Origin of the sequence: Thiohalomonas denitrificans, from assembly GCF_900102855.1 — a bacterium.
Taxonomy (GTDB): domain Bacteria; phylum Pseudomonadota; class Gammaproteobacteria; order Thiohalomonadales; family Thiohalomonadaceae; genus Thiohalomonas; species Thiohalomonas denitrificans.
This window is the reverse complement of sequence record NZ_FMWD01000003.1, coordinates 235,374-257,003: the sequence shown is the minus strand read 5'-3', so window position 1 is coordinate 257,003 and position 21,630 is coordinate 235,374. Positions and strand designations below refer to the sequence as shown.

17 protein-coding genes are annotated in these 21,630 nt (G+C 59.4%); 7 read left to right on the top strand and 10 right to left on the bottom strand.

Annotated elements, in window-relative coordinates; translation table 11 throughout:
• Positions 1-46: 46 nt before the first annotated feature.
• The 3 genes from BLP65_RS05890 (at position 47) to BLP65_RS16880 (ending at position 2,578) form a co-directional block, all read left to right on the top strand.
• Positions 47-1,618: a bifunctional aminoglycoside phosphotransferase/ATP-binding protein gene (locus tag BLP65_RS05890; RefSeq protein WP_092993901.1), complete on the top strand. Its 1,572-nt coding sequence runs from the start codon at positions 47-49 to the stop codon at positions 1,616-1,618.
• 250 nt (positions 1,619-1,868) lie between these two features.
• Positions 1,869-2,318 carry a host attachment protein gene (locus BLP65_RS05885; protein WP_092993898.1) on the top strand — a complete coding sequence of 150 codons (450 nt, stop codon included), beginning with the start codon at positions 1,869-1,871 and terminating at the stop codon, positions 2,316-2,318.
• Positions 2,319-2,425: 107 nt separating this feature from the next.
• Positions 2,426-2,578, top strand: a complete 153-nt coding sequence (locus tag BLP65_RS16880; RefSeq protein WP_175452460.1) for a hypothetical protein — start codon at positions 2,426-2,428, stop codon at positions 2,576-2,578.
• Positions 2,579-2,613: 35 nt separating this feature from the next.
• Here the strand turns inward: BLP65_RS16880 and BLP65_RS05880 are convergent, their stop codons facing one another.
• On the bottom strand, positions 2,614-3,960 hold the full coding sequence (locus BLP65_RS05880; RefSeq protein ID WP_092993895.1) for an adenosylmethionine--8-amino-7-oxononanoate transaminase: 1,347 nt from the start codon (positions 3,958-3,960) through the stop codon (positions 2,614-2,616).
• Positions 3,961-4,081: 121 nt separating this feature from the next.
• Positions 4,082-4,948: a 4-hydroxybenzoate octaprenyltransferase gene (gene ubiA, locus BLP65_RS05875; RefSeq protein ID WP_092993892.1), complete on the bottom strand. Its 867-nt coding sequence runs from the start codon at positions 4,946-4,948 to the stop codon at positions 4,082-4,084.
• Positions 4,949-5,183: 235 nt separating this feature from the next.
• On the opposite strand from ubiA, the gene BLP65_RS05870 reads away from it, so the two are divergent.
• Both BLP65_RS05870 and BLP65_RS16875 read left to right on the top strand, forming a co-directional pair.
• The gene (locus BLP65_RS05870) at positions 5,184-7,910 is read left to right on the top strand and encodes a cation-transporting P-type ATPase (RefSeq protein ID WP_092993889.1); all 2,727 of its coding nucleotides are present in this window, start codon (positions 5,184-5,186) and stop codon (positions 7,908-7,910) included.
• A 407-nt stretch (positions 7,911-8,317) separates the two neighbouring features.
• Positions 8,318-8,491: a hypothetical protein gene (locus BLP65_RS16875; RefSeq protein WP_217631913.1), complete on the top strand. Its 174-nt coding sequence runs from the start codon at positions 8,318-8,320 to the stop codon at positions 8,489-8,491.
• Between the two features lie 91 nt (positions 8,492-8,582).
• Here BLP65_RS16875 and BLP65_RS05860 read toward each other — a convergent pair whose 3' ends face one another.
• The gene (locus BLP65_RS05860) at positions 8,583-9,281 is read right to left on the bottom strand and encodes a response regulator (protein WP_092993883.1); all 699 of its coding nucleotides are present in this window, start codon (positions 9,279-9,281) and stop codon (positions 8,583-8,585) included.
• Between the two features lie 291 nt (positions 9,282-9,572).
• Here BLP65_RS05860 and BLP65_RS05855 point away from each other — a divergent pair, with 291 nt between their 5' ends.
• Entirely contained in the window at positions 9,573-11,465 is a 1,893-nt protein-coding gene (locus tag BLP65_RS05855) for a sensor histidine kinase (RefSeq protein ID WP_092993880.1), read from the top strand.
• Between the two features lie 28 nt (positions 11,466-11,493).
• Here the strand turns inward: BLP65_RS05855 and BLP65_RS05850 are convergent, their stop codons facing one another.
• On the bottom strand, positions 11,494-12,066 hold the full coding sequence (locus BLP65_RS05850; RefSeq protein WP_092993876.1) for a 3'-5' exonuclease family protein: 573 nt from the start codon (positions 12,064-12,066) through the stop codon (positions 11,494-11,496).
• Between the two features lie 352 nt (positions 12,067-12,418).
• Between BLP65_RS05850 and BLP65_RS05845 the strand changes: the two genes are divergently transcribed.
• On the top strand, positions 12,419-13,534 hold the full coding sequence (locus tag BLP65_RS05845) for a PQQ-dependent sugar dehydrogenase (RefSeq protein ID WP_217631912.1): 1,116 nt from the start codon (positions 12,419-12,421) through the stop codon (positions 13,532-13,534).
• 86 nt (positions 13,535-13,620) lie between these two features.
• Here BLP65_RS05845 and BLP65_RS05840 read toward each other — a convergent pair whose 3' ends face one another.
• The 6 genes from BLP65_RS05840 to modA form a co-directional block, all read right to left on the bottom strand.
• The gene (locus tag BLP65_RS05840) at positions 13,621-14,682 is read right to left on the bottom strand and encodes an FAD:protein FMN transferase (protein WP_245688244.1); all 1,062 of its coding nucleotides are present in this window, start codon (positions 14,680-14,682) and stop codon (positions 13,621-13,623) included.
• Between the two features lie 93 nt (positions 14,683-14,775).
• Positions 14,776-16,716 carry a sensor histidine kinase gene (locus BLP65_RS05835; RefSeq protein ID WP_092993870.1) on the bottom strand — a complete coding sequence of 647 codons (1,941 nt, stop codon included), beginning with the start codon at positions 16,714-16,716 and terminating at the stop codon, positions 14,776-14,778.
• Between the two features lie 158 nt (positions 16,717-16,874).
• Positions 16,875-18,713 (bottom strand): cation:proton antiporter, encoded by a 1,839-nt coding sequence (locus tag BLP65_RS05830; protein WP_092993866.1) that lies wholly within the window; start codon positions 18,711-18,713, stop codon positions 16,875-16,877.
• A 64-nt stretch (positions 18,714-18,777) separates the two neighbouring features.
• Complete coding sequence (gene modC, locus BLP65_RS05825; RefSeq protein ID WP_092993863.1) at positions 18,778-19,854, bottom strand: molybdenum ABC transporter ATP-binding protein; 1,077 nt, start codon at positions 19,852-19,854, stop codon at positions 18,778-18,780.
• On the bottom strand, positions 19,851-20,525 hold the full coding sequence (modB, locus tag BLP65_RS05820; protein ID WP_092993860.1) for a molybdate ABC transporter permease subunit: 675 nt from the start codon (positions 20,523-20,525) through the stop codon (positions 19,851-19,853). The genes modC and modB overlap by 4 nt, the downstream gene beginning before the upstream one ends.
• 161 nt (positions 20,526-20,686) lie before the next feature.
• The gene (modA, locus tag BLP65_RS05815) at positions 20,687-21,496 is read right to left on the bottom strand and encodes a molybdate ABC transporter substrate-binding protein (protein WP_092993857.1); all 810 of its coding nucleotides are present in this window, start codon (positions 21,494-21,496) and stop codon (positions 20,687-20,689) included.
• Positions 21,497-21,630 lie beyond the last annotated feature (134 nt).

Sequence of the window (21,630 nt, the reverse complement as noted above, 5' to 3'; positions counted from 1 at the left end):
AGTGTATCGTACAATCAGTGGGGTATCGGACAAGCGCGTATTTTGCATGGACTTGGAAGCGGAAGACAAGCAACAGGGCGGGCGGATTCAAGCCCTGGCGGATTCCTGCCGGTCCACTGGGCCGGAGGGGTCGGTACGTATCATCGAAACCCACATCTCCCGCGTCCTGCTCGCCGGACGGTACGCCTACAAATTCAAGCGTCCGCTGGACCTCGGGTTTGTCGACTATTCGACTCTCGAACGGCGACGCCATTTCTGCGACGAGGAGCTGCGCCTGAACCAGCGCACGGCCCCGGACCTCTACCTGGAGCGGGTGAGCGTCGCCGAGACGACGGAGGGACCCGTCTTCGGGGGTACGCCGGCTGTCGAATTCGCCGTAAAGATGCTGCGTTTCCCCGAAACGGAGCTCATGAGCCGCATGCAAAGAGACGGGCGTCTGCAACCGGAGCATATCGATGCCCTGGCGCAGCGGATCGCCACTTTCCATCTCGACCTGCCCGGTACCACAGCCTACGGCGATGCCGAATCGATATTGGCGCCAATGGCGGAGAACTTTCGGCAGATCCGCCGGTTTTTGGCCGAGCACCCGGCAGAACTCAACCAACTGGAGCAATGGTCAGAAGCCCGTTACCAACAGCACAGATCGCTGTTGGGCGAGCGCTGGCAGGCGGGCTTTATCCGCGAATGCCACGGCGATCTGCACCTCAACAATATCGTCTTTTATAATGGCCGGCCCCAGGCATTCGACGGTATCGAGTTCAACCCGCAACTCCGTTTCATCGACCCCGTCAGCGAGATCGCCTTTCTCACCATGGACCTTACCAACCGGCACGCCGGGCCGCTGGCCTGGCGTTTTCTCAACCGCTATCTGGAGTGGACCGGTGATTTCGGTGGCGTGACACTGCTGCGTTTCTACCAGGTCTACCGGGCCATGGTGCGGGCAAAGATCGCGGCCATCCGCCTCTCCCAGATCACCGATGATCGGCAAAGCCGTTCGGAACTGGACTCCTACCTGAAGCTGGCTTGCCATTTCACCAAAAGCTGCCGGCCCTTCCTGCTACTGACCTGGGGCCTCTCCGGCTCCGGCAAAACGACGGTGAGTCAAACGCTCGTCGAGCAGCTCGGGGCGGTCCGCGCACGCTCTGACGTCGAACGCAAACGCCTGTTCAATCTGGCTCCGGATGCCGATTCCGCATCGGCCCCGGGGGGCGGCATCTATACCCCCGAGGCGACCCTGCAGACCTATGAGCGATTGGAGTCGATCACCGAACAGCTCCTGGCCGGCGGTACTCCTGCGCTTGTGGACGCCACCTTTCTGAAGAGGGAGGAACGGGACCGGTTCGCTCTACTGGCGCAGCGCCGCGGCGTCCCGTTCCTGATACTGCAGTGCGAGGCCCCGGAGTCGGTGCTGCGCGAGCGCGTAGCAAGTCGGCAAGCCGATGGCTCGGACGCATCGGAGGCCGATATCGCGGTGCTCATACAGCAACTTTCTCACGTTCAGCGACCGGCGCCCGATGAACCCGTAATCACTATCGATACCTCCCGGCCACTGTTCACGAACCGATTGATCGAGCAAATTGAAAAAGAGCTGGACACCAGCTGGCAGGCGAACGCCTGACAAGATCCCCGCTTTTTACGCCCGGCCACCGGTTTGGCGGCCCATGGATCGTCCGGCCGAATGCCTGGAATAGCGGCCTTTACTCCTTTTCACCTCGGGGCAGGTGCGCTACCGGAAACCGGGCAGATCCCCGGTGCACCACCCCGTTGGAGCGGCAGGGCGGCACCCGGATCGGAAAGAACCGCTTCGACGGGATAATGGTTCAAGGCAAAGCTACACTCTTTGGTAGAATCGAATTAAGGAGGTCTCGATGAACCAGGCTTGGATTTTGGTCGCCAATGGCAGCGAGGCACGACTGTTTCGTCACGAAGGCAAAGCACTCAGCCTGATTGAAGAGTTTGCTCACCCCGACAGCCGCCGCAAGGACCAGGAGATCACCTCCGATCACTCCAGTCACAGGGAAACCCGTAGCGACGGCACCGCCGGCAAGAAAGCCTACGGCAGTTTCCCGGAACCGACCGATCCGCATGACTTTGAAGTCGATCGCTTCGCGCGGGAGCTGGCCCACACGCTGGACGCCCACCGGGCCAAGAATGCATTCAGCGAACTCGTTGTGGTGGCACCGCCGCGTTTTCACGGCCGGTTCAACAAGCACATGACGACTGATTTGACCCGCTGCGTCACGCGAAATATCGAGAAGGACTACACCAAGGTGCCGGAACGGGATCTGCTTGGCCAACTGGCGCCACAGCTGGGCTGATTTGTGACTCCGTTCACACCGGTTTTGCCAACCCTAACCTGCGATTCGATCCGCCCGAAGCGTTAAAGTGCCTATCCTGCGATCGAAATAGGCCGGGAAAACCCTGTATGCTGCGTTTTTTGGCCATTGCCATCATTTTCTACTCGGCAGCCAGCGGAAAGCTGCCAACGACCGAGGTTCTGGGAATGGCTCCGGAAACGGTAGCTGCTGTCCTTGTCGCCCTGCTCCTCGCCCCCACTATCCGACGGATGATGGAGTAACCGGGGCACCGGCCAGCCCCGGCATCACTACTACCCTATTTCACGGCCTTGTCGATACCCTCGGTCATGACCTCCGCCAGGAAGTAGATCTGCTCGGGCGTAATGACATAGGGAGGCATCATATAGCTGACATTCCCCAGTGGCCGCAATAGTGCCCCCCGGCTCAGGGCGTGTTGATAGACCCGAAGTCCGCGGCGCTCCTTCCAGTCGAACGGCTCCCTGGTGGCCCTGTCCTTTACCATCTCCACCGCCAATATCATTCCCGTCTGTCGCACATCGGCGACATGAGGATGTTCATTGAGGTGTTCGGTGGCCTGTCGCATCACCTCGGCCAATTCCACGTTACGCGCAAGCACGTCATCCTCCTCAAAGATATCCAGCGTGGCCAGTGCGGTGCGACAGGCCAGCGGATTTCCGGTGTAGGAGTGCGAGTGCAGAAAGGCTGTGAGGTTTTCATACTCATCGTAGAAGGCGCGGTAGACCGTCTCGTTGGTCAGCACCACGGCCATGGGCAGGTAACCGGCGGTCAATCCCTTGGAGGTAGTCATGAAATCCGGGCTGATTGCGGCCTGCTCACAGGCAAACATGGTTCCGGTGCGCCCGAAACCGACGGCGATCTCATCGGCGATAAGATGCACTCCATGCCGGTCACACGCCTCGCGCAGCAGGCGCAGGTATTCCGGATCGTACATTCGCATGGTGCCGGCACACTGCACCAGCGGCTCGACGATCACGGCCGCCGTCTCGTGGGCGTGGCGTTCCAGCGCCTGCTCCATGTGTACAAACATGCGATGCGCCACGTCCGCACAGCTCTCCCCCGGTTCTCGGTCGTAGCAATCCGGAGCGGGAACCGTAATGGCCTCCATCAGTAGCGGTTCATAGGTCTTCTTGTAGAGTGCCACATCCCCGATAGCGAGTGTTCCCAGGGTCTCGCCGTGGTAGCTGTTGGAGAGGGTGATGAACTTGGTTTTGTTCGTTTTTCCCGTATTACGCCAGTAGTGAAAGCTCATCTTCAGTGCAACTTCCACGGCGGCCGAGCCATTGTCGGCGTAGAAACAGTGGTTCAGACCCGGCGGCGCGATCTTCACCAAGCGCTCCGACAACTCCACCACCGGCTGGTGGGAGAAGCCGGCCAGAATTACGTGTTCCAGTGTATCGAGCTGATCCTTGACCGCTGCATTGATGCGTGGATTGGCGTGACCGAACAGATTCACCCACCAGGAGCTGATGGCGTCGATATAACGCTTCCCGTCGAAGTCCTCGAGCCAAACGCCCTCCCCCCGCCGGATGGGTACCAGGGGCAGACTTTCGTGGTCCTTCATCTGGGTGCAGGGATGCCAGACGACGGCGAGATCGCGATCGATAATGTCGGAATTTTTCAAAATAAGACCTCACTTATTCACCGCAAAGACGCCAAGCACGCAAAGAAAACCGATTTTTTAGTCTTTGCGCTCTTGGCGTCTTTGCGGTGAGCTTTTCATTTCACAGGAACGGCCGTGCCGCTCAGCGGATCAGGTAATCGACGGCGATACCGGCGAAGATGCACATGCCGAAGTAGTGATTGTTCAAAAACGCCTGAAAACCCAGCTGCGGGTCCCGGTCGCGGATCAGATATTGCTCATAGAGGCCAAATCCGCCCGCCGCGAGGAGGCCCGCATAAAATACCGGTCCCAGGCCGAAATGGAGGCCCGCAACCGCGAGCAATCCCAGGGTCATCGCCTGCATCAGGCCAATACCCAACCGGTCGAAACGCCCCATCAGGATGGCCGCCGATTTCACACCGATCTTCAGGTCATCCTCACGGTCGGCGATCGCATACATGGTGTCATAGGCAAGTGCCCAGAAGATGTTGGCGGCGAAAAGAATCCATGCCCCGGCCGGTACCGTGCCGGTTTGCGCAGCGAACGCCATCGGGATGGCCCACCCGAAGGCGGCGCCCAGGTAGGCCTGGGGAAGATGGGTATAACGTTTCATGAACGGGTAACTGGCCGCCAGGAAGACCGCCACTACCGATAGCAGCAGAGTCAATCGGTTGAGTAACAGCACCAGTCCGAAGGCGATCAGGCTCAAAACGGCGAACACCGCGACCGCTTCCCCGGGGTGAATCGCACCCCGTGCCAGCGGCCGCTGTCGGGTCCGGCGTACATGCCCATCGATTTTCCGATCGGCAAAGTCATTGATGGCGCAGCCCGCCGAACGCATCAGTACGGTACCCGCCACGAAAACCACAAAGACCAGCCGGTCAGGCTCCCCTTTCGAAGCAATCCACAGCGCCCACAGCATCGGCCACAGTACCAGATAGATACCAATGGGCCGGTCGAGCCGGGTCAGGTAGACGTACTCTTTGAAACGCGCCCCAATCGCGTGCAATGCGTGCTCCTGCTGTCCGCCAGGACGTAAATTGTAACGGGTTTTCCCCTGTGTCCCCAAACCGGGCGTGTGTTACCTTTATCCTATGCCGTTGGCCTTTCGTCGGACCGCGATTCGACGCGGGCGCCGGCCGACAACCGATAAGGCGAAAACCATCCACCACCAACAAGTCGCCATGGCCAGCCAGGACTCTTCACCATCTCCAGCAAAAGCCCCTCAGCCTGCATGGCATGCCATGGAAACCGGGGAGGTGTTTACCCGACTGGAGAGCCGGCACGAGGGTCTCGAACCCGACGAGATTCGCGACAGGCGGGAGAAATACGGCCCCAACCGTCTACCTCCGCCACGGCGACTTGGCCCGTTCAAACGCTTCCTGTTGCATTTCAACAACATTCTCATCTATGTCCTTTTGGCCGCCGCCGGTGTCACCGCCGGCCTCGGCCATTTTGCAGACACCGCCGTCATCATCGGGGTCGTCGTCATCAATGCGCTGATTGGGTTCGTGCAGGAGGGCAAGGCTGAAAAGGCACTGGATGCCATAAGTGGCCTGCTTTCCCAGCAGGCAACGGTGCTACGCGGCGGTCGACGGCAAGTCATTTCCGCCGAAGAGCTGGTGCCGGGTGACGTCGTTCTCCTGCAGTCGGGGGATAAGGTGCCGGCCGACCTGCGCCTTTTCCGAACCCGCAATCTGCGCATCGAGGAGGCGGCGCTAACCGGTGAATCCCTGCCAGTGGAAAAGAGCACCGATCCGGTGGCCGGCGAAGCCCCGATCGGCGACCGCACAGGGACGGCGTTTTCCTCTACGCTGGTCACCTTCGGGCAGGGCAGCGGCGTGGTCGTGGCGACCGGCAGCACCACAGAGATCGGCCGTATCAACGCCATGCTGTCCAGCGTTCAGGCCCTTACCACGCCGTTGCTGCGGCAGATCGACCAATTTGGCCGCACGCTCACTTTCTGGATTGCCGGGCTCGCGTTTCTGACGTTCGGTTTCGGCTACCTGGTGCGTGATTACAGCGCCGAGGAGATGTTTCTGGCAGCCGTAAGCCTGGCGGTGGCAGCGATTCCCGAAGGTCTGCCCGCGATCATCACCATCACCCTGGCGATCGGCGTACAGCGAATGGCGTCCCGCCACGCAATAATCCGACGCCTCCCCGCCGTGGAGACCCTCGGCTCGGTTTCCGTCATTTGTAGCGACAAGACCGGGACACTGACCCGCAATGAAATGACCGCCCAGAGTGTTGCCACTGCAGAGGCAAGCTATGACATCACCGGCATCGGGTACAACCCGCACGGCGGGTTTTTGCAGGACGGCGCACGACTGGATTCCCCCGAGAGACCGTTGATTCTGCAAACCTGCAGTAATGAAGAGGGACCTGAATGCCAGCCGCTACTTCTGGAAGTGTGCCGCGCCGCACTGCTGTGCAATGACGGTAATATCCGGCAACACGACGAGCACTGGGCGGTAGAGGGCGATCCCACCGAGGGTGCCCTGGTGGTCCTCGCCCTCAAGGCGGGCTACGACCGAAGGCTGATGAACGAGGAGTATCCGCGCACCGACGTTATACCCTTCGAATCGGAGCACCGCTTCATGGCCACCCTCCACCACGACCATGCGGGACATGGCTTCATGATTGTGAAGGGCGCTCCGGAGCGCCTGATGGAAATGTGTGCCTATGAGCGGTTTGCCGGTGATGACAGACCGCTTGATACAGAGCGCTGGCACGCCCGCATCGAAGAGCTTGCGTCCCGCGGACAGCGGCTATTGGCCATCGCCTTTCGGACTGCCTCCGCCGAACAGCGCAGCCTCGACTTTCATGACGTGGAGGGCGGACTTACGCTGCTTGGCATCGTAGGGCTGATCGACCCACCCCGACAGGAAGCCATCGACGCGGTTGCCGCCTGTCAGTCCGCCGGCATCCACGTAAAGATGATCACCGGTGACCACGCACTCACGGCCGGAGCTATTGGCACCGAAATGGGTATCGGGGACGGTAGCCGGGTAATGACAGGGCGGGATCTGGACGAATTGGATGAATCGGCGTTGCGCTCTGCTGTTCTGGAAACCGATGTTTTCGCACGCGCCAGTCCCGAAAACAAGTTGCGTCTGGTAGAGGCGTATCAGGCCGAAGGCCTTGTCGTTGCGATGACCGGCGACGGCGTAAACGATGCCCCGGCTCTGAAGCGGGCCGATGTAGGGGTAGCAATGGGGATCAATGGCACCGAGGTCGCCAAGGAGGCTGCGGAAATGGTACTCACCGATGATAACTTTGCCTCCATCGGCCGGGCCGTCGAAGAGGGCCGAACGGTCTACGACAACATCAAGAAGTCGGTGATGTTCATACTGCCTACCAACGGCGGCCAGGCCCTGATGATCCTCGGTGCAATCCTGATGGGTGCAGTCCTTCCGATTACGCCACTGCAGATCCTGTGGGTCAACATGATCACTGCAGTTACCCTGGCACTCTCACTCTCCTTCGAACCACCGGAAAGCGACACAATGCGGCGCCCTCCAAGGGATTCCGGAGAACGGCTGCTGACTCCATTCCTGCTTTGGCGCATCGCTTTTGTTTCACTGATCCTGGTCTCCGGCACCTTCGGGCTGTTTCTCTGGGAGACGCGCATCAATGGCACCCCTGTTATCGAGGCGCGCACCATCGCCGTCAATACCCTGGTCCTGTTTGAGGTGTTTTATCTCTTCAGTACCCGCTACATGTTCGATTCGGTACTGAATATCCGGGGACTCTTCGGCAGCCGCTATGTGCTGATTGCAGTGGTCCTGGTCATCGGTTTGCAACTGCTCTTTACCTACGCCCCGTTCATGCAGGCACTGTTTGAGACCGCACCTGTGGGCACCGACGCGTGGTCCAGGTTGGTCGCAATCACCTTCACGGTCCTGCTATTGGTGGAATCGGAAAAATTTGTCATCCGCCGCTGGCGGCTTTCATCCTCGCGGCGGACGTAGTGCCAACCAAACGACGCCAACCACGATTGCCAGAATGATCAATTCAATAAAAACCACGTAAACCCTCTCTGATTGCAGGGACTAATGGAGTACAGCCCCTCTTTGTAACCCCCTTTCGAATCGGGAACCACTGCGTCCGAGGCAGTAAGACATCCTTCCTGTGTAGCAGATGGAAGCGGGACGCCGATGTCAAAATTCATGAAAATGATTTTTGTAATCGCCGCTCATCGACTACATTTAGCCCGTAGCCAAGTCCACCGAGGCAGACAGAAATTGGTCGGAGGGCCGGCGCGAAAAACCGTTCTGATACTGCGTTTATTCAAAGGATCAACAAGGAGGTCGTGCCGATGGCAAGTCCCTGGCTGAATCGTAAAACATCCTCTGATCCGATGCTCTCGGAGGAGTCTTTGCGAAGACAACTTGCCTACTGCAAGGCACGCCTCACCGATATCGACAATGCCCCACATCACTCACGGCATCGTCAGGACCGCGACCGTGTCATCAAAAGAATTCGCAAGTTCGAAGCGGTACTGGACCGCATCCGCCAGTCGCGGTTACACACGCGTGTCTACCGTAGCTGAATTCAGGGGCTTCACGGGAGCGCCGTGTAAGTGATTTACGAGCAAAGGAGCTGTTTCCCTGTACGCACAAGTCAGGAAAATTACGGGTGGATCATGTGCTTTCCCGGAGTATGGTAACCCAAAGACACAGTTGCTCCCGAGGGTCGCTTACCGGGTTACTACGGCCGATGAGTTCGCGACCATCGACGCTTCGCATCTGAAAATCAATCAGACCATCGTCCGATGTTTCTGCCGGCATACTGGCCTCGCGTTCCGTTAACAGCCGCTGCAGATCACTGCCCGCACTCTCTTGTCCAGTCACTCCCAAGGCATCAGCGGCCGTCGGTGAAATCCCCAGTATTTGCCAGGCAGGGTCCGTAATGACCACCATCTCCTCGAGGAAATCAAGCGACCCCCGGCTTTCCGCTTTTACCAGCGACAGGCTCGAATGCAGACGGGCCAGCAGTTCTTTTTTGTCGAACGGTTTGGTAATGAAGTCAGTGGCACCGGATTCAATACCCTTGATGCGCTCTTCGGGCATGGAGAGTGCCGTAACCATGATCACAGGCAGCGTGGCGAATTCCGAATCCGCGCGTACCGCCCGGCTAACTTCATATCCACTCATGCCGGGCATACGCACATCGAGAATCATGGCCGCCGGGTTTTCGGCACGCAGCTTGTCCATCGCCTCCGGACCGCTGAACGCCTCGACCACTCGATAACCGGCATCCTTGAGGATCAGCCGTAACAGTTTGACGTTTTGTGGCGCATCATCTACGACCAGTATTTTTTCACCGACGGCTTCACTCATCGCTCTCCCCGTTCCAGGATTCCACTCATCGGTAAGTAAAGACCACAAAATCCCCCCCAGGTGCCGGATCGGGTCGCCGGAGAACTACACTGGTTTACTACCGACCTGTGGGATTTGGCAATCGTAGCGAGCCTGGCGGGAGAGCGAGGCGAGATGTTCGCGATTTTTAGGCACATGCGACTGCATCGACCCGATCGGTAGTCTGCATGCCGCCATGGATGACGACGGTAGTAGATTTTGCCAAGTCCGACAGGCTGCCAGTCCCCTACACCGAATAACAGGAAGAGTTCATTGGCTAGCAGGGCCGACACCTTGCGTTACCGGCACACATTGCTCACGTTTGTGGGTGTGCTTTTGGCGTTTTCGCTCGTAGGGGACGCTTTGCTGGTCGCTCAGCAGCGGAAAGAGTTCCTCAATTCCGCCCGCGTCTATGCCGTTCACGAGCTGAAGCTACTGGGGACGTGGACGGCTACCGCCAGCGATATCTCCACCATGGGCTCCGCGCTGCGCAATTGGGCTCAACAAAATCCGGCCATTGTAAGCATCCATATACGCGACGGAGAAACCGAACTGCTGGAATACAGCCGCGACCGACCGGCCCGCTACACCTTCGAGGTTGAGCACACCATGACGGCTTTTCCGGACCGGGAACTGCATCTGACCATGAATCGGGACTTCACCCGCATCGAGGAGGTGGTCGAAAAGGTCCGTCTTCAGCTCATCGCCGGATCGACCATCTTCATAGCAGTACTGGGCAGCTTTCTCTGGATCACGGTCCGCCGCATGGCCCTGCTCCCGATGCGCCGGTATGAGGATGAACTCCACATGCACCGCTACCGGCTCGAGCGGCTCGTCCAGGAGAGAACCGCCGAACTCACCGCCACCAATCGCAACCTCCAGAACGAGGTGGAAGAGAAAAGGCAGGCGGAGCACCGGTTGCGCCGCTCGACTGAACGCCTGAAGGTGCTTCGGGAGGTGGACCAGGCGATTCTTGCCGCCCGGTCGCTTCCTGAAATCGCCGAGGGTGCCCTTTCCCACATCAGCGATTTATTACCCTGCAAACGCATTGTAATTACCCTCTTCGACCTCCAAAAGGCCGAGGCCGAGGTCCTGGCCCTGCGCACGGATCAGTTGACACGACTGCGCATTGCAGATCGCCTGCCCATCGATGTGAAAGGCATTCCCGACTCGGTCCGGAACGGTGAACCGTTCATAGTGAGGGAGTTGAACGCACTGGAACAGCTCTCGGTCATGGAGCAGATTTTCGCCGACGAAGGGGCTCGCGCCTATGCCATCGTCCCCATCACCTATCGTGACGAGCTGTTGGGTGCTCTGCACCTGGCTGCCCCCCACGCCGGGGTCTGCAGCGGCGAGTCACTCGATGTTGCCGTTGAAGTCGCCAACGTACTGGCACTGGCCATTAAGCAGGTTCGACTCAATGAAGAGGTTCAGCGGCATGCGGCAGAGATGGAATCCCGTGTTCAGGAACGCACAGGGGAACTGCGCGACGCCCAGAACGAAATCGAGGCCTTTACGTACTCCGTATCCCATGATCTGCGTGGCCACCTCTGGACCGTGCAGGGGTTTGCGGAGCTGCTCAGGGAGAAATATGGCGACCGTCTCGATGAAGAAGGTACCGATTACGTCCATAGTATCGGCGATGCCGCGCAAAGCATGACGGTGCTGATTCAGGACCTGTTGACCTATAGCCACATCAACCGAACCGAAACCCGGTCGCTGCCTGTCAGCCTTGATCGTGCGGTTACGGATGCATTATCGGCGTTGCAAAAGCCGCTCCGGGAAAAAGAGGCGCAAGTCACCGTGGACACTCCTCTGGGCGAGGCCCGGGGGCACCACCCGACCCTCGTGCAGGTACTCTCCAATTTACTGGATAACGCAATCACCTACGTTGCGAAAGGTGTTACTCCACGCGTGCGGATCTACAGCGAATCAAGTGCCGACCGCATTCGGCTATGGGTGGAGGACAACGGGGTGGGAATCCCTGCCGAACAGCGAGAACGAATCTTCGGGGTTTTCAAACGACTTCACCCGGAAGAGGCTTATCCCGGCACCGGCCTCGGGTTGGCCATCGTCCAGCGCGGTGTCTCTCGCATGGGCGGCACGGTCGGAGTCGAGGAGCGGGAAGGGGGTAGCAGCCGATTCTGGATCGAGCTACCGGCATAAACCCGACCCCCTGCTTTGCAGGGCCTGTTCAATCTTTCTTGTTAACCCGATTTTCGCGCATCATGTTCATGAAGAGCTCGCCCTGCTCACGGGCATCATCAAGTGCCACATGGGTGTGGCTCTGCGGCGAAAACCAGCGCTTGGGGAGATAGTTCTTTCCGGCATGCCGAAAGTCCTTCCGACGCATGCCCATCGCATAGGAGCGCATGTCAATGCCGTGTTCAGAGAAGGTGCGCTTGCCGGTGAAATGTATCAGATACCAGTAGATCCACATGAAATCCCATGTCGCGGGCCAGGCGACGAAGATCGGCGTACCCGGCAATCCCTCCAGCCACCCGGCAAAGTCTTCCATCACCTCTTTCGGCGGCCGTGGCTCGCGGCGCGCCTCCGCCCAGGCCTCGGGGAAACCCTTCCACCACTCCTCCGTCGGTGGATAGGCCATGGCACCCGGCAGCGTCTCCAGATTGGCGCTGTACTCACCCATGTTCTCGCCCGCCGCATCATAGGCTATCGCACCAATACTGAGCATGGAGTGCGGCCCCGGGATCGGTCCATCCGCCTCGATATCCACACTCACGTAAATCTCGGGTCTTTTCGCCATGCTTTCACTGCTTCCGTCAAAAGGCCGCACAGTTAAACAGCCCATCAGAGCCGAATCAAGGGCCACTTCTATAAATTCGTCATTCCCGCGAAAGCGGGAATCCAGCCGTTGATTTTACTGGGCTCCCGCTTTCGCGGGAGTGACGAAATGAATTTGTAGAGGCTCCCTCAAGTCGCCCAACCGGTAACTACAGGTTAGAGGCATTTTCACCGGGTTTCGTTTTAGCCAGCGAGTGAATGCCTACCACCTTTGAAGACCACCGGCGGTAACCGGTCGCTTCGCATCAGGCACCCTCTTTCTTCGCTGTGGGCTAACCTAAGGGCAGGTCCCTACACTTCCCGGGGAAATGTTCATGACGCACCAGAATTATCTCGTCGGAGGGATACTGCTATTGGCTTTGGCGATGCCAGTTGCCATGGCGCGGACGGTGGAAAGCCAGTCGGGTCCGATCCAGGTCGAAACGCTGGCGGAGGGACTCGAACATCCCTGGGGACTCGCCTTCCTGCCGGACAGGCGCATGCTGGTCACCGAAAGGCCTGGACGACTGCGCATCGTGTCACCGGAGGGAGATATCTCTGAGCCGGTTACCGGTGTCCCCGAGGTGTTTGCACGGGGACAGGGTGGGCTGCTGGATGTCGCCCTGGATCCGGAATTCACGTCCAACCGGCTGGTCTATCTCAGCTTCGCAGAACCCGGGCAAGGGGGCGCCTCAACGGCCGTTGTACGCGGGCGGCTGGAGGACCATACATTGAGACGGGTAGAGGTCATTTTCCGTCAGCAACCGAAGGTCGGGGGTGGCAACCACTTCGGTTCCCGGCTCGCCTTTTCGGCCGATGGAAAACTGTTCATCACCACGGGTGAGCGGTTCAGGTTCGATCCGGCCCAGGAGCTTTCCAACCACCTTGGAACCGTTGTCCGCATCCACCCCGATGGTTCGGTGCCGGAAGACAACCCCTTTGTGAACCAGACGGGAGCGAAGCCCGAGATCTGGTCCTACGGCCACCGCAATATCCAGGCCGCAGCGATCCATCCCGAGACCGGCCAGCTCTGGGAGATCGAGCATGGGCCGAAAGGGGGCGATGAGCTCAACATTGCCGAGGCCGGTCGCAACTACGGGTGGCCGCTGGTCAGTTGGGGCAGCCACTATGACAGTCGCAATATCCCCGACCCACCGACACGGCCGGAACTGGCACAGTCTCTCTATCAGTGGACACCGGTAATCGCCCCTTCAGGCATGACGTTCTACACCGGCGGTCAATTTTCCGAATGGCAGGGCAACATCCTCGTCGGCGGCCTGGTGGCTCAGGCCATCGTCCGCCTCAGCCAGGACGGCGAGCAGATCACCGAAGAGGAGCGTATCGAACTGGATGCCCGCATCCGGGATGTGGTTCAGGGAATGGACGGGGCCGTGTATGCCCTGACCGACCAGACCAACGGGAAAATCCTGCGACTCACGCCGGCGGACTGAATACCACCCGTGCCGCAGGGATGTGGCCGTCGAGTGTCCAGGGCTGAAGTTGAGCGGTTCGGCACCCGGCGTTCCTCCCCGGCCCCTCAAAGCGATTGGCTGAGTTCGACGTTCTGCGCCGCGTCACCCTGCAAATCGACGCGTTCGGCCATCGCAGGGTTCATGTAAATGGTACCACCATCATCGACCAGCATGACATAACGGATACCCATCTGTTCTGCAATGCGGTGCCACTCCTTCGGACCGGCGACGATCAAAGCGGTGGCAGCGGCATCGGCTTCCGCTCCGTTATCATGAATCACGGTCACCGAGGTCACGCTCTCGATCGGCATGCCGGTACGCGGATCGAGAATGTGCGGGTAATGGACTCCTTCGTGCTCCCGATAACGTTCATAGTTACCTGAGGTGAAGACACTCTCGTCATCACGGACTTCGATGGCCGCCATCACGCCACCCCCTTGCGGGTGACGAACCCCGACACGCCATGGCTTTTCACCTTTGCTGCCTATGGCACGCAAATCGCCGCCGGCATTCACAATGGCGTTCTCAATACCCCTCTCGCGCAGGTGCCTGATTGCAAGGTCGACGGCGTAGCCCTTCGCGAAGGCACCGAAATCGAGTTGCACAGCAGGGTTGTCGGAGGTCAGTACATTTCCATCCAGATGCACATTTTCCATGGAGGGGGCTTGCTCCACCCACTCGGCGATAGCCTCGCTCGCCGGCGGGGGCCCGCTCGGTGGCTGGTCGCTCTGGAAGCCCCAAATTGAGAGCAGCCCACCGATCGCCGGGTTGAACAGCCCATCACTACGTCTCTCGAGTACTTTGGACTGTTCGATAATGGGCACTAGAGAGGGGATCACTTCCGTCGATTCACCGCGGGCAATGGCCCGGTTGATGTCCACCAGCGGCCCCGGTTTCCAGGCATGCCAATCGTGGTGCATGCGCTGAAAGGCTTCATTGAGCTCGGTAATTGCGACCTCGCCCTCCTCCGGCTGTACTTCCCAAAGGGTGACGTTCACCAGCGTGCCGAAGACGTAGAGCTCATACCTAAGGGTCTCGGTCCCGGTACGCGAGCAGGCGGTCAGGAGCACGGCTAGCAACAGGAAAAAGGCAGCCATTCGCAGGGGCCGCCGATCCGAATTCAGCACAGCTGGTTCTCTCAGAGTGAACGGTGGTGGCAAGTTAACGCCAAGACAGCGGAAAGTCGAGAGCGGCCAGCCGCGACGGCCCTCTTTCAAGGCTCAAGCCGAGGATCGGCGAGCCAGGCGACGATCCGGAATGGTAAAAGAGAAAGTGGCACCCTCTCCTCGCGTTCCGGTGGCCCAAATTCTTCCACCGTGCCGCATCACAACCCGCGATACCGTGGCCAGTCCAATGCCGGTACCCTCGTAGTGCTGTGCGCTCTCCAGACGCCGGAAAGGTTTGAAGAGTTCGTTCGCCTCAGACATATCGAAGCCGCTGCCATTATCGCGCACAAAGAAAAATGTCTGCCCATCCTCTATGGAACGACCCACTTCGATCCGTGCAGGTTCCCGATTTGCGGTAAATTTCCACGCATTATGGAGAAGATTCTGCATGAGCAGGCGCAGGAGCGCCGGGTCGCCAGTGACCCTGAGCCCCGATTCAATATGGAGCTCGACCCTGCGCTTCGGATCTGCCGAACGCAGTTCGTCCAGCAACTCCTCGGCCAGAGCACTCAGATCCACCGATTCCCGCCTGATTTCCCGACGCGCTACCCGGGAGAGCGTGAGCATGCCATCAATCATCTGCGACATACGTTCGCTGGCGCCGCGGATACGCTCCAGATAGCCTTGACCGTCCTCGTCCAGCCGCTCCCGATAATCCTCCATGAGCATCTGGCTGAATCCGTTCAGGGCCCGAAGCGGCGCGCGCAAATCATGGGAAATGGAATAACTGAACGACTCCAGCTCCTCATTGACTGCGCTCAACTCCGCGGTCCGCTCTGTGACGAGCCGCTCAAGGTTGTCGCGGTAATGGCGAAGCTCATCCTCCATCTCCTTGCGCTCGGCAATGTTCTGGATCACGAATACGGTACCGGTTTGACCGTCTTCCCCCTTAAGCAAAGCCGCCGAAGCCACCACTGGCACCCACTTACCGTCCCCTGCCTTGAAGGAACACTCCCGATAGGCATAAGTGGAGGTCGCGTCGAAAACGGACCGGCACTCTGCCGATCCGTTGAACAACTCGTCGATGGATCGTCCAATGAGCTCATCTTCCTCGAAACCGAAGCTATCTCGTATGGCCCGGTTGGTGAGTCGGATGCGCCATTGCGCATCGGTGACCAGCAATGTTTCGTGGAGGCTGTGGATAATGGCGCCAAGGTAGTCTTTCGATACGGTCGTCGCCCTGAGACTCTCCTGCATGGCGGCTAGGGCCTTGGCGAGGTCACCGACTTCGTCCCCGCGATCCACATCGATTGTGGCCGGCTGCGCCTGCCCGATGCGTTGCGCCGTAGCGGCCAGTTTGAGAATGGGATCGGTCAGGCGTCTGCCCAATTGCACCGCCACCAATATACCGCCGACCAGCAGAGCCGAAGTAATAAGGGCGATGGCAATTAATTCTTCCCGCAAGGTCTCCAAACGTAACGCAGTGAGCTCGTCCCTCATCTCCGACAGGCGAACGGTCATCATTTTCTTGGAAAAGCCGACCCAGAGCCCGCCGAGGAGCTCCCTCTCCCCGGCATTCTGCCCCGCAACGGTTGTTACCACGGGTACGGCGACGTCGATGATGCCGTTGCGGTGACGGACAATCGGCTCGCCATCCTCAAAGACCCCGAGGGCGAACGACTCGGGCAGAGGCTCGCCAAACGATGGCGCATTCTGTCGTAAGCCGTCCAGGACGGCCCGTCCCCGCTCATCGAACAGCACCAGGTACTCGACGCTATAATGTTGACGAGCGTCCTGCAGCACCTCGTGCATGCGTTCAATGCTCTGGCGTGAATAGGGGCTGGCCACGTTTCCGGCGACCAGGTGGGCAAACTCCAGGCCGTGGTTACGTAACTGGGACTCTCCCAATTCGCTGAGTGTCTGCATTCCAGCCTGGGACAGATTCTCCAGGGCCTGCCGAAAATGCCACATCAGGCCGCTGGAGAGGACCAGTACGACGACGATAATGAGACACGAAGTGGAAACGGCATACCGGGTACGCAGGCCTGGTCTCACCGTGTCTCCCCCCGCATTGACAACGGCTTTCCACTAGCCAAAACAAACTCCCCCCTTCCTTGCGTCAGCTATATTTGGTTTATTATCCCGCTCGTTTGCCAAACGACGCGGCAAAACTCAAGCCGTGCCCTTTAGTCTAGACCGCACTGCGGCTTCTGCTAACCAGTACCGTCATTCTGCACTTCCGAACGCTCCTCCCGCATCACCTGGACCAACTCCTCAGGTAAGAGCCCAATCACACGCCATCCCGCATTCGGCTCGAGCTCCCTGGCCTCGGTGAAGACCCGTAACCGACCGGCCGGGTCTATCGCAAACAGGGGTATGGCCCGTCCCCGGTAAAACTTTCGGTACTCCGTCATCGAAAAATTTTCCGTCAAGGGTGTGGTGCGGATTTCACCACCCTGAGCCAACAGACTACTCAACATCGGGAGCGTCACCTTTTCGCGGAAAAGCGTAGGGCAGGCGTAGCGGGAGGCAGGCTCGCGCTTGTCTTTATCCTCTCCTTCCTCCGGCATGCGCAGGGCGTACACGCGATTGGCTCCGAATTCACTCTTGAAGCGCAGACAGGTCAATGCATTGAAGTCCGGACGGTGACTCATGGCCATCAGGCGCCCGACCCCCACCAGATCGAGATGCCGGTCGGCATGTGCCGATATCGGATTGCCGAAATAAGTCGAAAGACCTTCCATGCGAGCCTTGCCAATATCTTCCCAGTTGGCATCGGCCAGGATGACCGGAAACCCGTTCTCTTGCAGGGAGCTACCGATGGCGCGGGCGACCCGGTGCGCCCCCACGATGATGACCCCTTTGGGCTCCGGTTCGGAAACACCCAAGAGATTGGCCACGGGACGGGCGGTAAGCCCCTGCAGCACTACGGTACCGATGATCACCATAAAGGCGAGCGGGGCCAGGAGTTCGGCACCGGGATAGCCGTCACTCTCCAGACGAAGTGCGAACGCCGCAGAAACGGCTGCCGCAACGATCCCTCTGGGAGCCACCCAGGCCAGCACAGCCCTCTCCCGCCAGTTCAGCTTCGATCTCCAGGTAGACACCGCAACGGCCACCGGACGGGCAACGAAGAGCACAACGGCAAGAAGCGCGAGGGCGGGATAGACGAAGTCCAGCAGCGGGGTCAGGTCGAGACGGGCAGCCAGAAGGATGAAGAGCACCGATATCAGTACGACACTGAGACTCTCCTTGAAGTCGAGAATCTCCTCGGCAGGCACATCCCGCATGTTGGCAATGAAGGCTCCCATGACCGTTACCGCCAGCAGCCCGGTCTCTTCCTGCAACAAATTGGCCCCGGTAAAGACGGCCAGAACGAAAGCCAGGGTACCGACGTTGGTCAAATAACCGGGAAACAGATGGCGGCGCAGGATAAACCCCAGCACTGCGGCACCCAGAAGGCCGGCCCCCAGACCAGCCCCTGCGCTGAGGAAAAAGGTGGTCAGGGGATCGGCGCTACGCCCCGAAATGATGTACTTGAAGACCAGAATCGCCAGGATGGCCCCGAACGGATCGATGATGATCCCTTCCCAGCGCAGCACCCGGGAAATATTGGCATTGGGGCGCATGGTTCTTAACAGCGGAATGATTACCGTCGGTCCGGTAACGGTCACAACAGCGCCGAAGAGAAGCGAAAGTGGCCAGTCGAAACCGATAAATGCGTGGGCAGCTGCCGACATGATGAGCCAATTGAACAGCGCACCGACGCTGACCAGATTACGTACCACCGAGCCGAGGCCACCGGTAACCTCGTGAAGCTTGAGACGGAGCGCGCCCTCGAAAAGGATGATTGCCACCGAAAGAGAGACCACGGGGAACAGCAGGTCACCGAGCAGGGCATCGGGATCGACAATTCCGGCAACCGGCCCGAGTAGAATCCCTGCCAAAAGGAGAAGGAGAATGGCGGGCAGTTTCAGGTGCCACGCCGCCCATTGGCAAAGCACCCCGATCACAACGACCCCGACCAGAATTACCGTGGATTCTTCAGCCATGCCGTACCATCTCCCCATCGCTCGTAACTAACAAAAGGTACGTTGCGCCGTGGAACGATGTCCCCTACATCAACGCGACACTCTTGATTCGCGCATACACTCGCCTGCCTTCGCTCAGTTCAAGCGCATCGGCAGAACGACGGGTAATCCGCGCAATAATCGGCGGTGCCTGTTCATCGTCAGGCTGCCGCAAACGAACCAGTACCTGACCGGGAGCGGCGTCTCCAACGGAATCCACTTGTGCGCTCCAGACATTGAGAATACTGCTGTCCCGGTCCGGTACCAGACCAATACTGATATCCCTGGCCGGCAGACGTACCCGCACCCGGCGCCCCGGGATGGCGTCCATCTGTTTGACCCAAAGCCGGCCCCACGGGCTGTCAAGACCGGTCAGGTGATAGGGGTGATCGTGCACCGCCACTACGGCATCAATGACAGCACCGGCCTCCTCCGCCTCCGATGCTTCCAAATCAAACCGGGACAGCACCTCCGCCAACGCACCCTGCGCGCTGACGCAGCCCTGCTCCATCCAGACCATGTAATCGGCAAGCCGCGCAACCTCCGTCAGGGAGTGGCTGACATAGATCACAGGAAGCGCCAATTCACCATGGAGCCGCTCCAGGTAGGGCAAAATATCCTGCTTGCTACGCTCATCCAGGGCGGAAAGGGGCTCGTCCATCAGTAGCAGCCTTGGGCTGGTCAATAGTGCACGGGCGATGGCAACCCGCTGGCGTTCGCCACCGGAAAGGCTCGAGGGGTTCCGTGGCAGCAGCGGTTCAATGCCGAGCAGTTCCACTGCCTGTTCGAAGGCCACCCGCCGTTCACTCCGGGCGATACGTTTCCAGCCGAATTCGAGGTTACGCCGAACCGATAAATGCGGAAACAGACTCGCCTCCTGAAAGACATAACCGAGGGACCGGCGGTGTACAGGAAGAAAGGTTTTACGGTCCTGCCACACCTCGCCATTGACCTCCAGATATCCCTGCGCCCTTTCCAGACCTGCGATACAGCGAAGCAGCGTGGTTTTACCCGATCCGGAGTGGCCAAACAAGGCCGTCACTCCGACGCCCGGCCCGTTGAATGCCGCCTCAAGGCTGAAGCCGCCGAGGCGGGTTACGAAACTCGCCCTCAATCCATTCACGAGCGCCGCATCCCGAGTCGCTGGTTGGCGAGATACAGGAGGTAGAGGACCACGAAAGCAAAACCGACCATACCGGCCGAGAGGGCGTGTGCCTTGCCGTATTCAAGCATCTCTACGTGGTCGTAAATGGCAACCGACAGGACCCTGGTCTCACCAGGAATATTGCCACCAATCATCAACACCACCCCGAACTCCCCAACCGTGTGGGCGAAACCCAGCACCGTCGCAGTCAGAAAACCGGGACGGGCCAACGGCACTGCCACCGTCAGGAAACGATCCCAAGGCGAGGCCCGGAGAGTCGCCGCCACCTCCAGTGGTCGTTCACCCAAAGCTTCGAAGGCATTTTGCAGTGGCTGTACAACAAACGGCAGTGAATAAAACACCGATGCCACTACCAGTCCTGCAAAGGTAAACGGCAGCGTTCCCAGGCCCAGTGTCCGGGTCAGTTCCCCCACCGGTCCGTTGGGCCCCAGCAACAGCAGCAAATAGAAGCCCAGCACGGTCGGCGGCAGTACCAGCGGTAGTGCCACGACAGCCCCAATCGGCTGCTTCAGCCAGGAACCGGTCCTTGCCAGCCACCAGGCAATAGGCGTCCCCACTACCAGTAGAATCAGCGTCGTCACGGAGGCCAACTGCAGCGTCAGCCAGACAGGGGTCCAGTCAAATTCCACCTTTCACCTAAAATAGCTGTTCGGAAATGGTGCCCAGGCTGTAGCGGTGGGCTATCCGGGACACGCCGTGAATACACCCGTGTAGGCTCGACGCGGCATCCTTGCCGCTGACGGTCCCGGATAGCCCACCGCTACAGCCTCGGATGGTTGGATGCCATTATTTAATCTGAACCCTTGCGCAAAATCCGCGCGTTATCGTAGCCCAGGCGCTCAATGATTTCGCGGACTTCATCGCTCTTCAGATACTCCATAAAGGCTTGCGCCACCGGGTCGTTTCTACCGCGATCGAGGAGAACCGCCTGCTGGCGGATGGGCTCATAGAGCTCCGGGTCAATGTTCCACCAGGATCCCCGCTCCGCCTCGGGAAGTGCCAACACCTGAGAGCGGGCGACAAAGCCCAGCTGCGCGTTGCGGGTGGCTACAAACTGGAAGGTCTGGGCGATGTTGTCACCGCGAACCAGCTTGCGCCGCAGTCCTTCCCAAAGGTCCAGATTTTCGAGCACCTGTCGGGCAGCCAGCCCGTAGGGTGCGGTTGCCGGGTTGGCCAGTGCCAGCTTGCGGAAATCGCCGGATTCAAGAACCTCTCCCCGGAGATCCACCCTCTCTTCATCCGGGCTCCACAGGACCAGTCGTCCCCGCGCATAGGTGAAACGACTCCCTTTGACGGCCACTCCCTCGTTTTCCAATCGCATCGGCCGGTCACTGTCCGCGGCGAGGAAGACCTCGAAAGGGGCACCGTTGACGATTTGTGCATAAAGCTTGCCGGTTGAGCCGAAACTCACTTTCGCCCCGTGCCCGGTGGCAGCCTCGAATTTCTTGACGATGATCCGTGTGGCATCGGTAAAATTGGCCGCCACCGCTACCGAAACCTCGCCTGCCCGGGCGGAGCCGATGAGCACACCGAACAGAGCGAACACCAACCAGCAGACCTTACCTTTTTTTCCGGTTTCCCGAAGACGTTTTGTATTCATAAGACGGAGACTGAGAGCGGTGAGAGGGGCCAGGGTCGGTGGAGGCCGTTACGCCCTATTGTGCCACCTTCCAGGCACCTGGTCACTGTACCCGCAGGTCGGTCTTCAGGCCGACGTCATCTCTTCGAAACCGC

Excerpts from the sequence above, each read along its gene's own strand:
- BLP65_RS05845 (WP_217631912.1), top strand. The coding sequence starts at position 12,419 with ATGACGCACCAGAATTATCTCGTCGGAGGGATACTGCTATTGGCTTTG.
- BLP65_RS05830 (WP_092993866.1), bottom strand. The coding sequence starts at position 18,713 with ATGGCTGAAGAATCCACGGTAATTCTGGTCGGGGTCGTTGTGATCGGG.
- BLP65_RS05890 (WP_092993901.1), top strand. The coding sequence starts at position 47 with ATGGACTTGGAAGCGGAAGACAAGCAACAGGGCGGGCGGATTCAAGCC.
- BLP65_RS05860 (WP_092993883.1), bottom strand. The coding sequence starts at position 9,281 with ATGAGTGAAGCCGTCGGTGAAAAAATACTGGTCGTAGATGATGCGCCA.
- BLP65_RS05885 (WP_092993898.1), top strand. The coding sequence starts at position 1,869 with ATGAACCAGGCTTGGATTTTGGTCGCCAATGGCAGCGAGGCACGACTG.
- BLP65_RS05850 (WP_092993876.1), bottom strand. The coding sequence starts at position 12,066 with ATGGCGAAAAGACCCGAGATTTACGTGAGTGTGGATATCGAGGCGGAT.
- modA (WP_092993857.1), bottom strand. The coding sequence starts at position 21,496 with ATGAATACAAAACGTCTTCGGGAAACCGGAAAAAAAGGTAAGGTCTGC.
- BLP65_RS16880 (WP_175452460.1), top strand. The coding sequence starts at position 2,426 with ATGCTGCGTTTTTTGGCCATTGCCATCATTTTCTACTCGGCAGCCAGC.
- BLP65_RS05870 (WP_092993889.1), top strand. The coding sequence starts at position 5,184 with ATGGAAACCGGGGAGGTGTTTACCCGACTGGAGAGCCGGCACGAGGGT.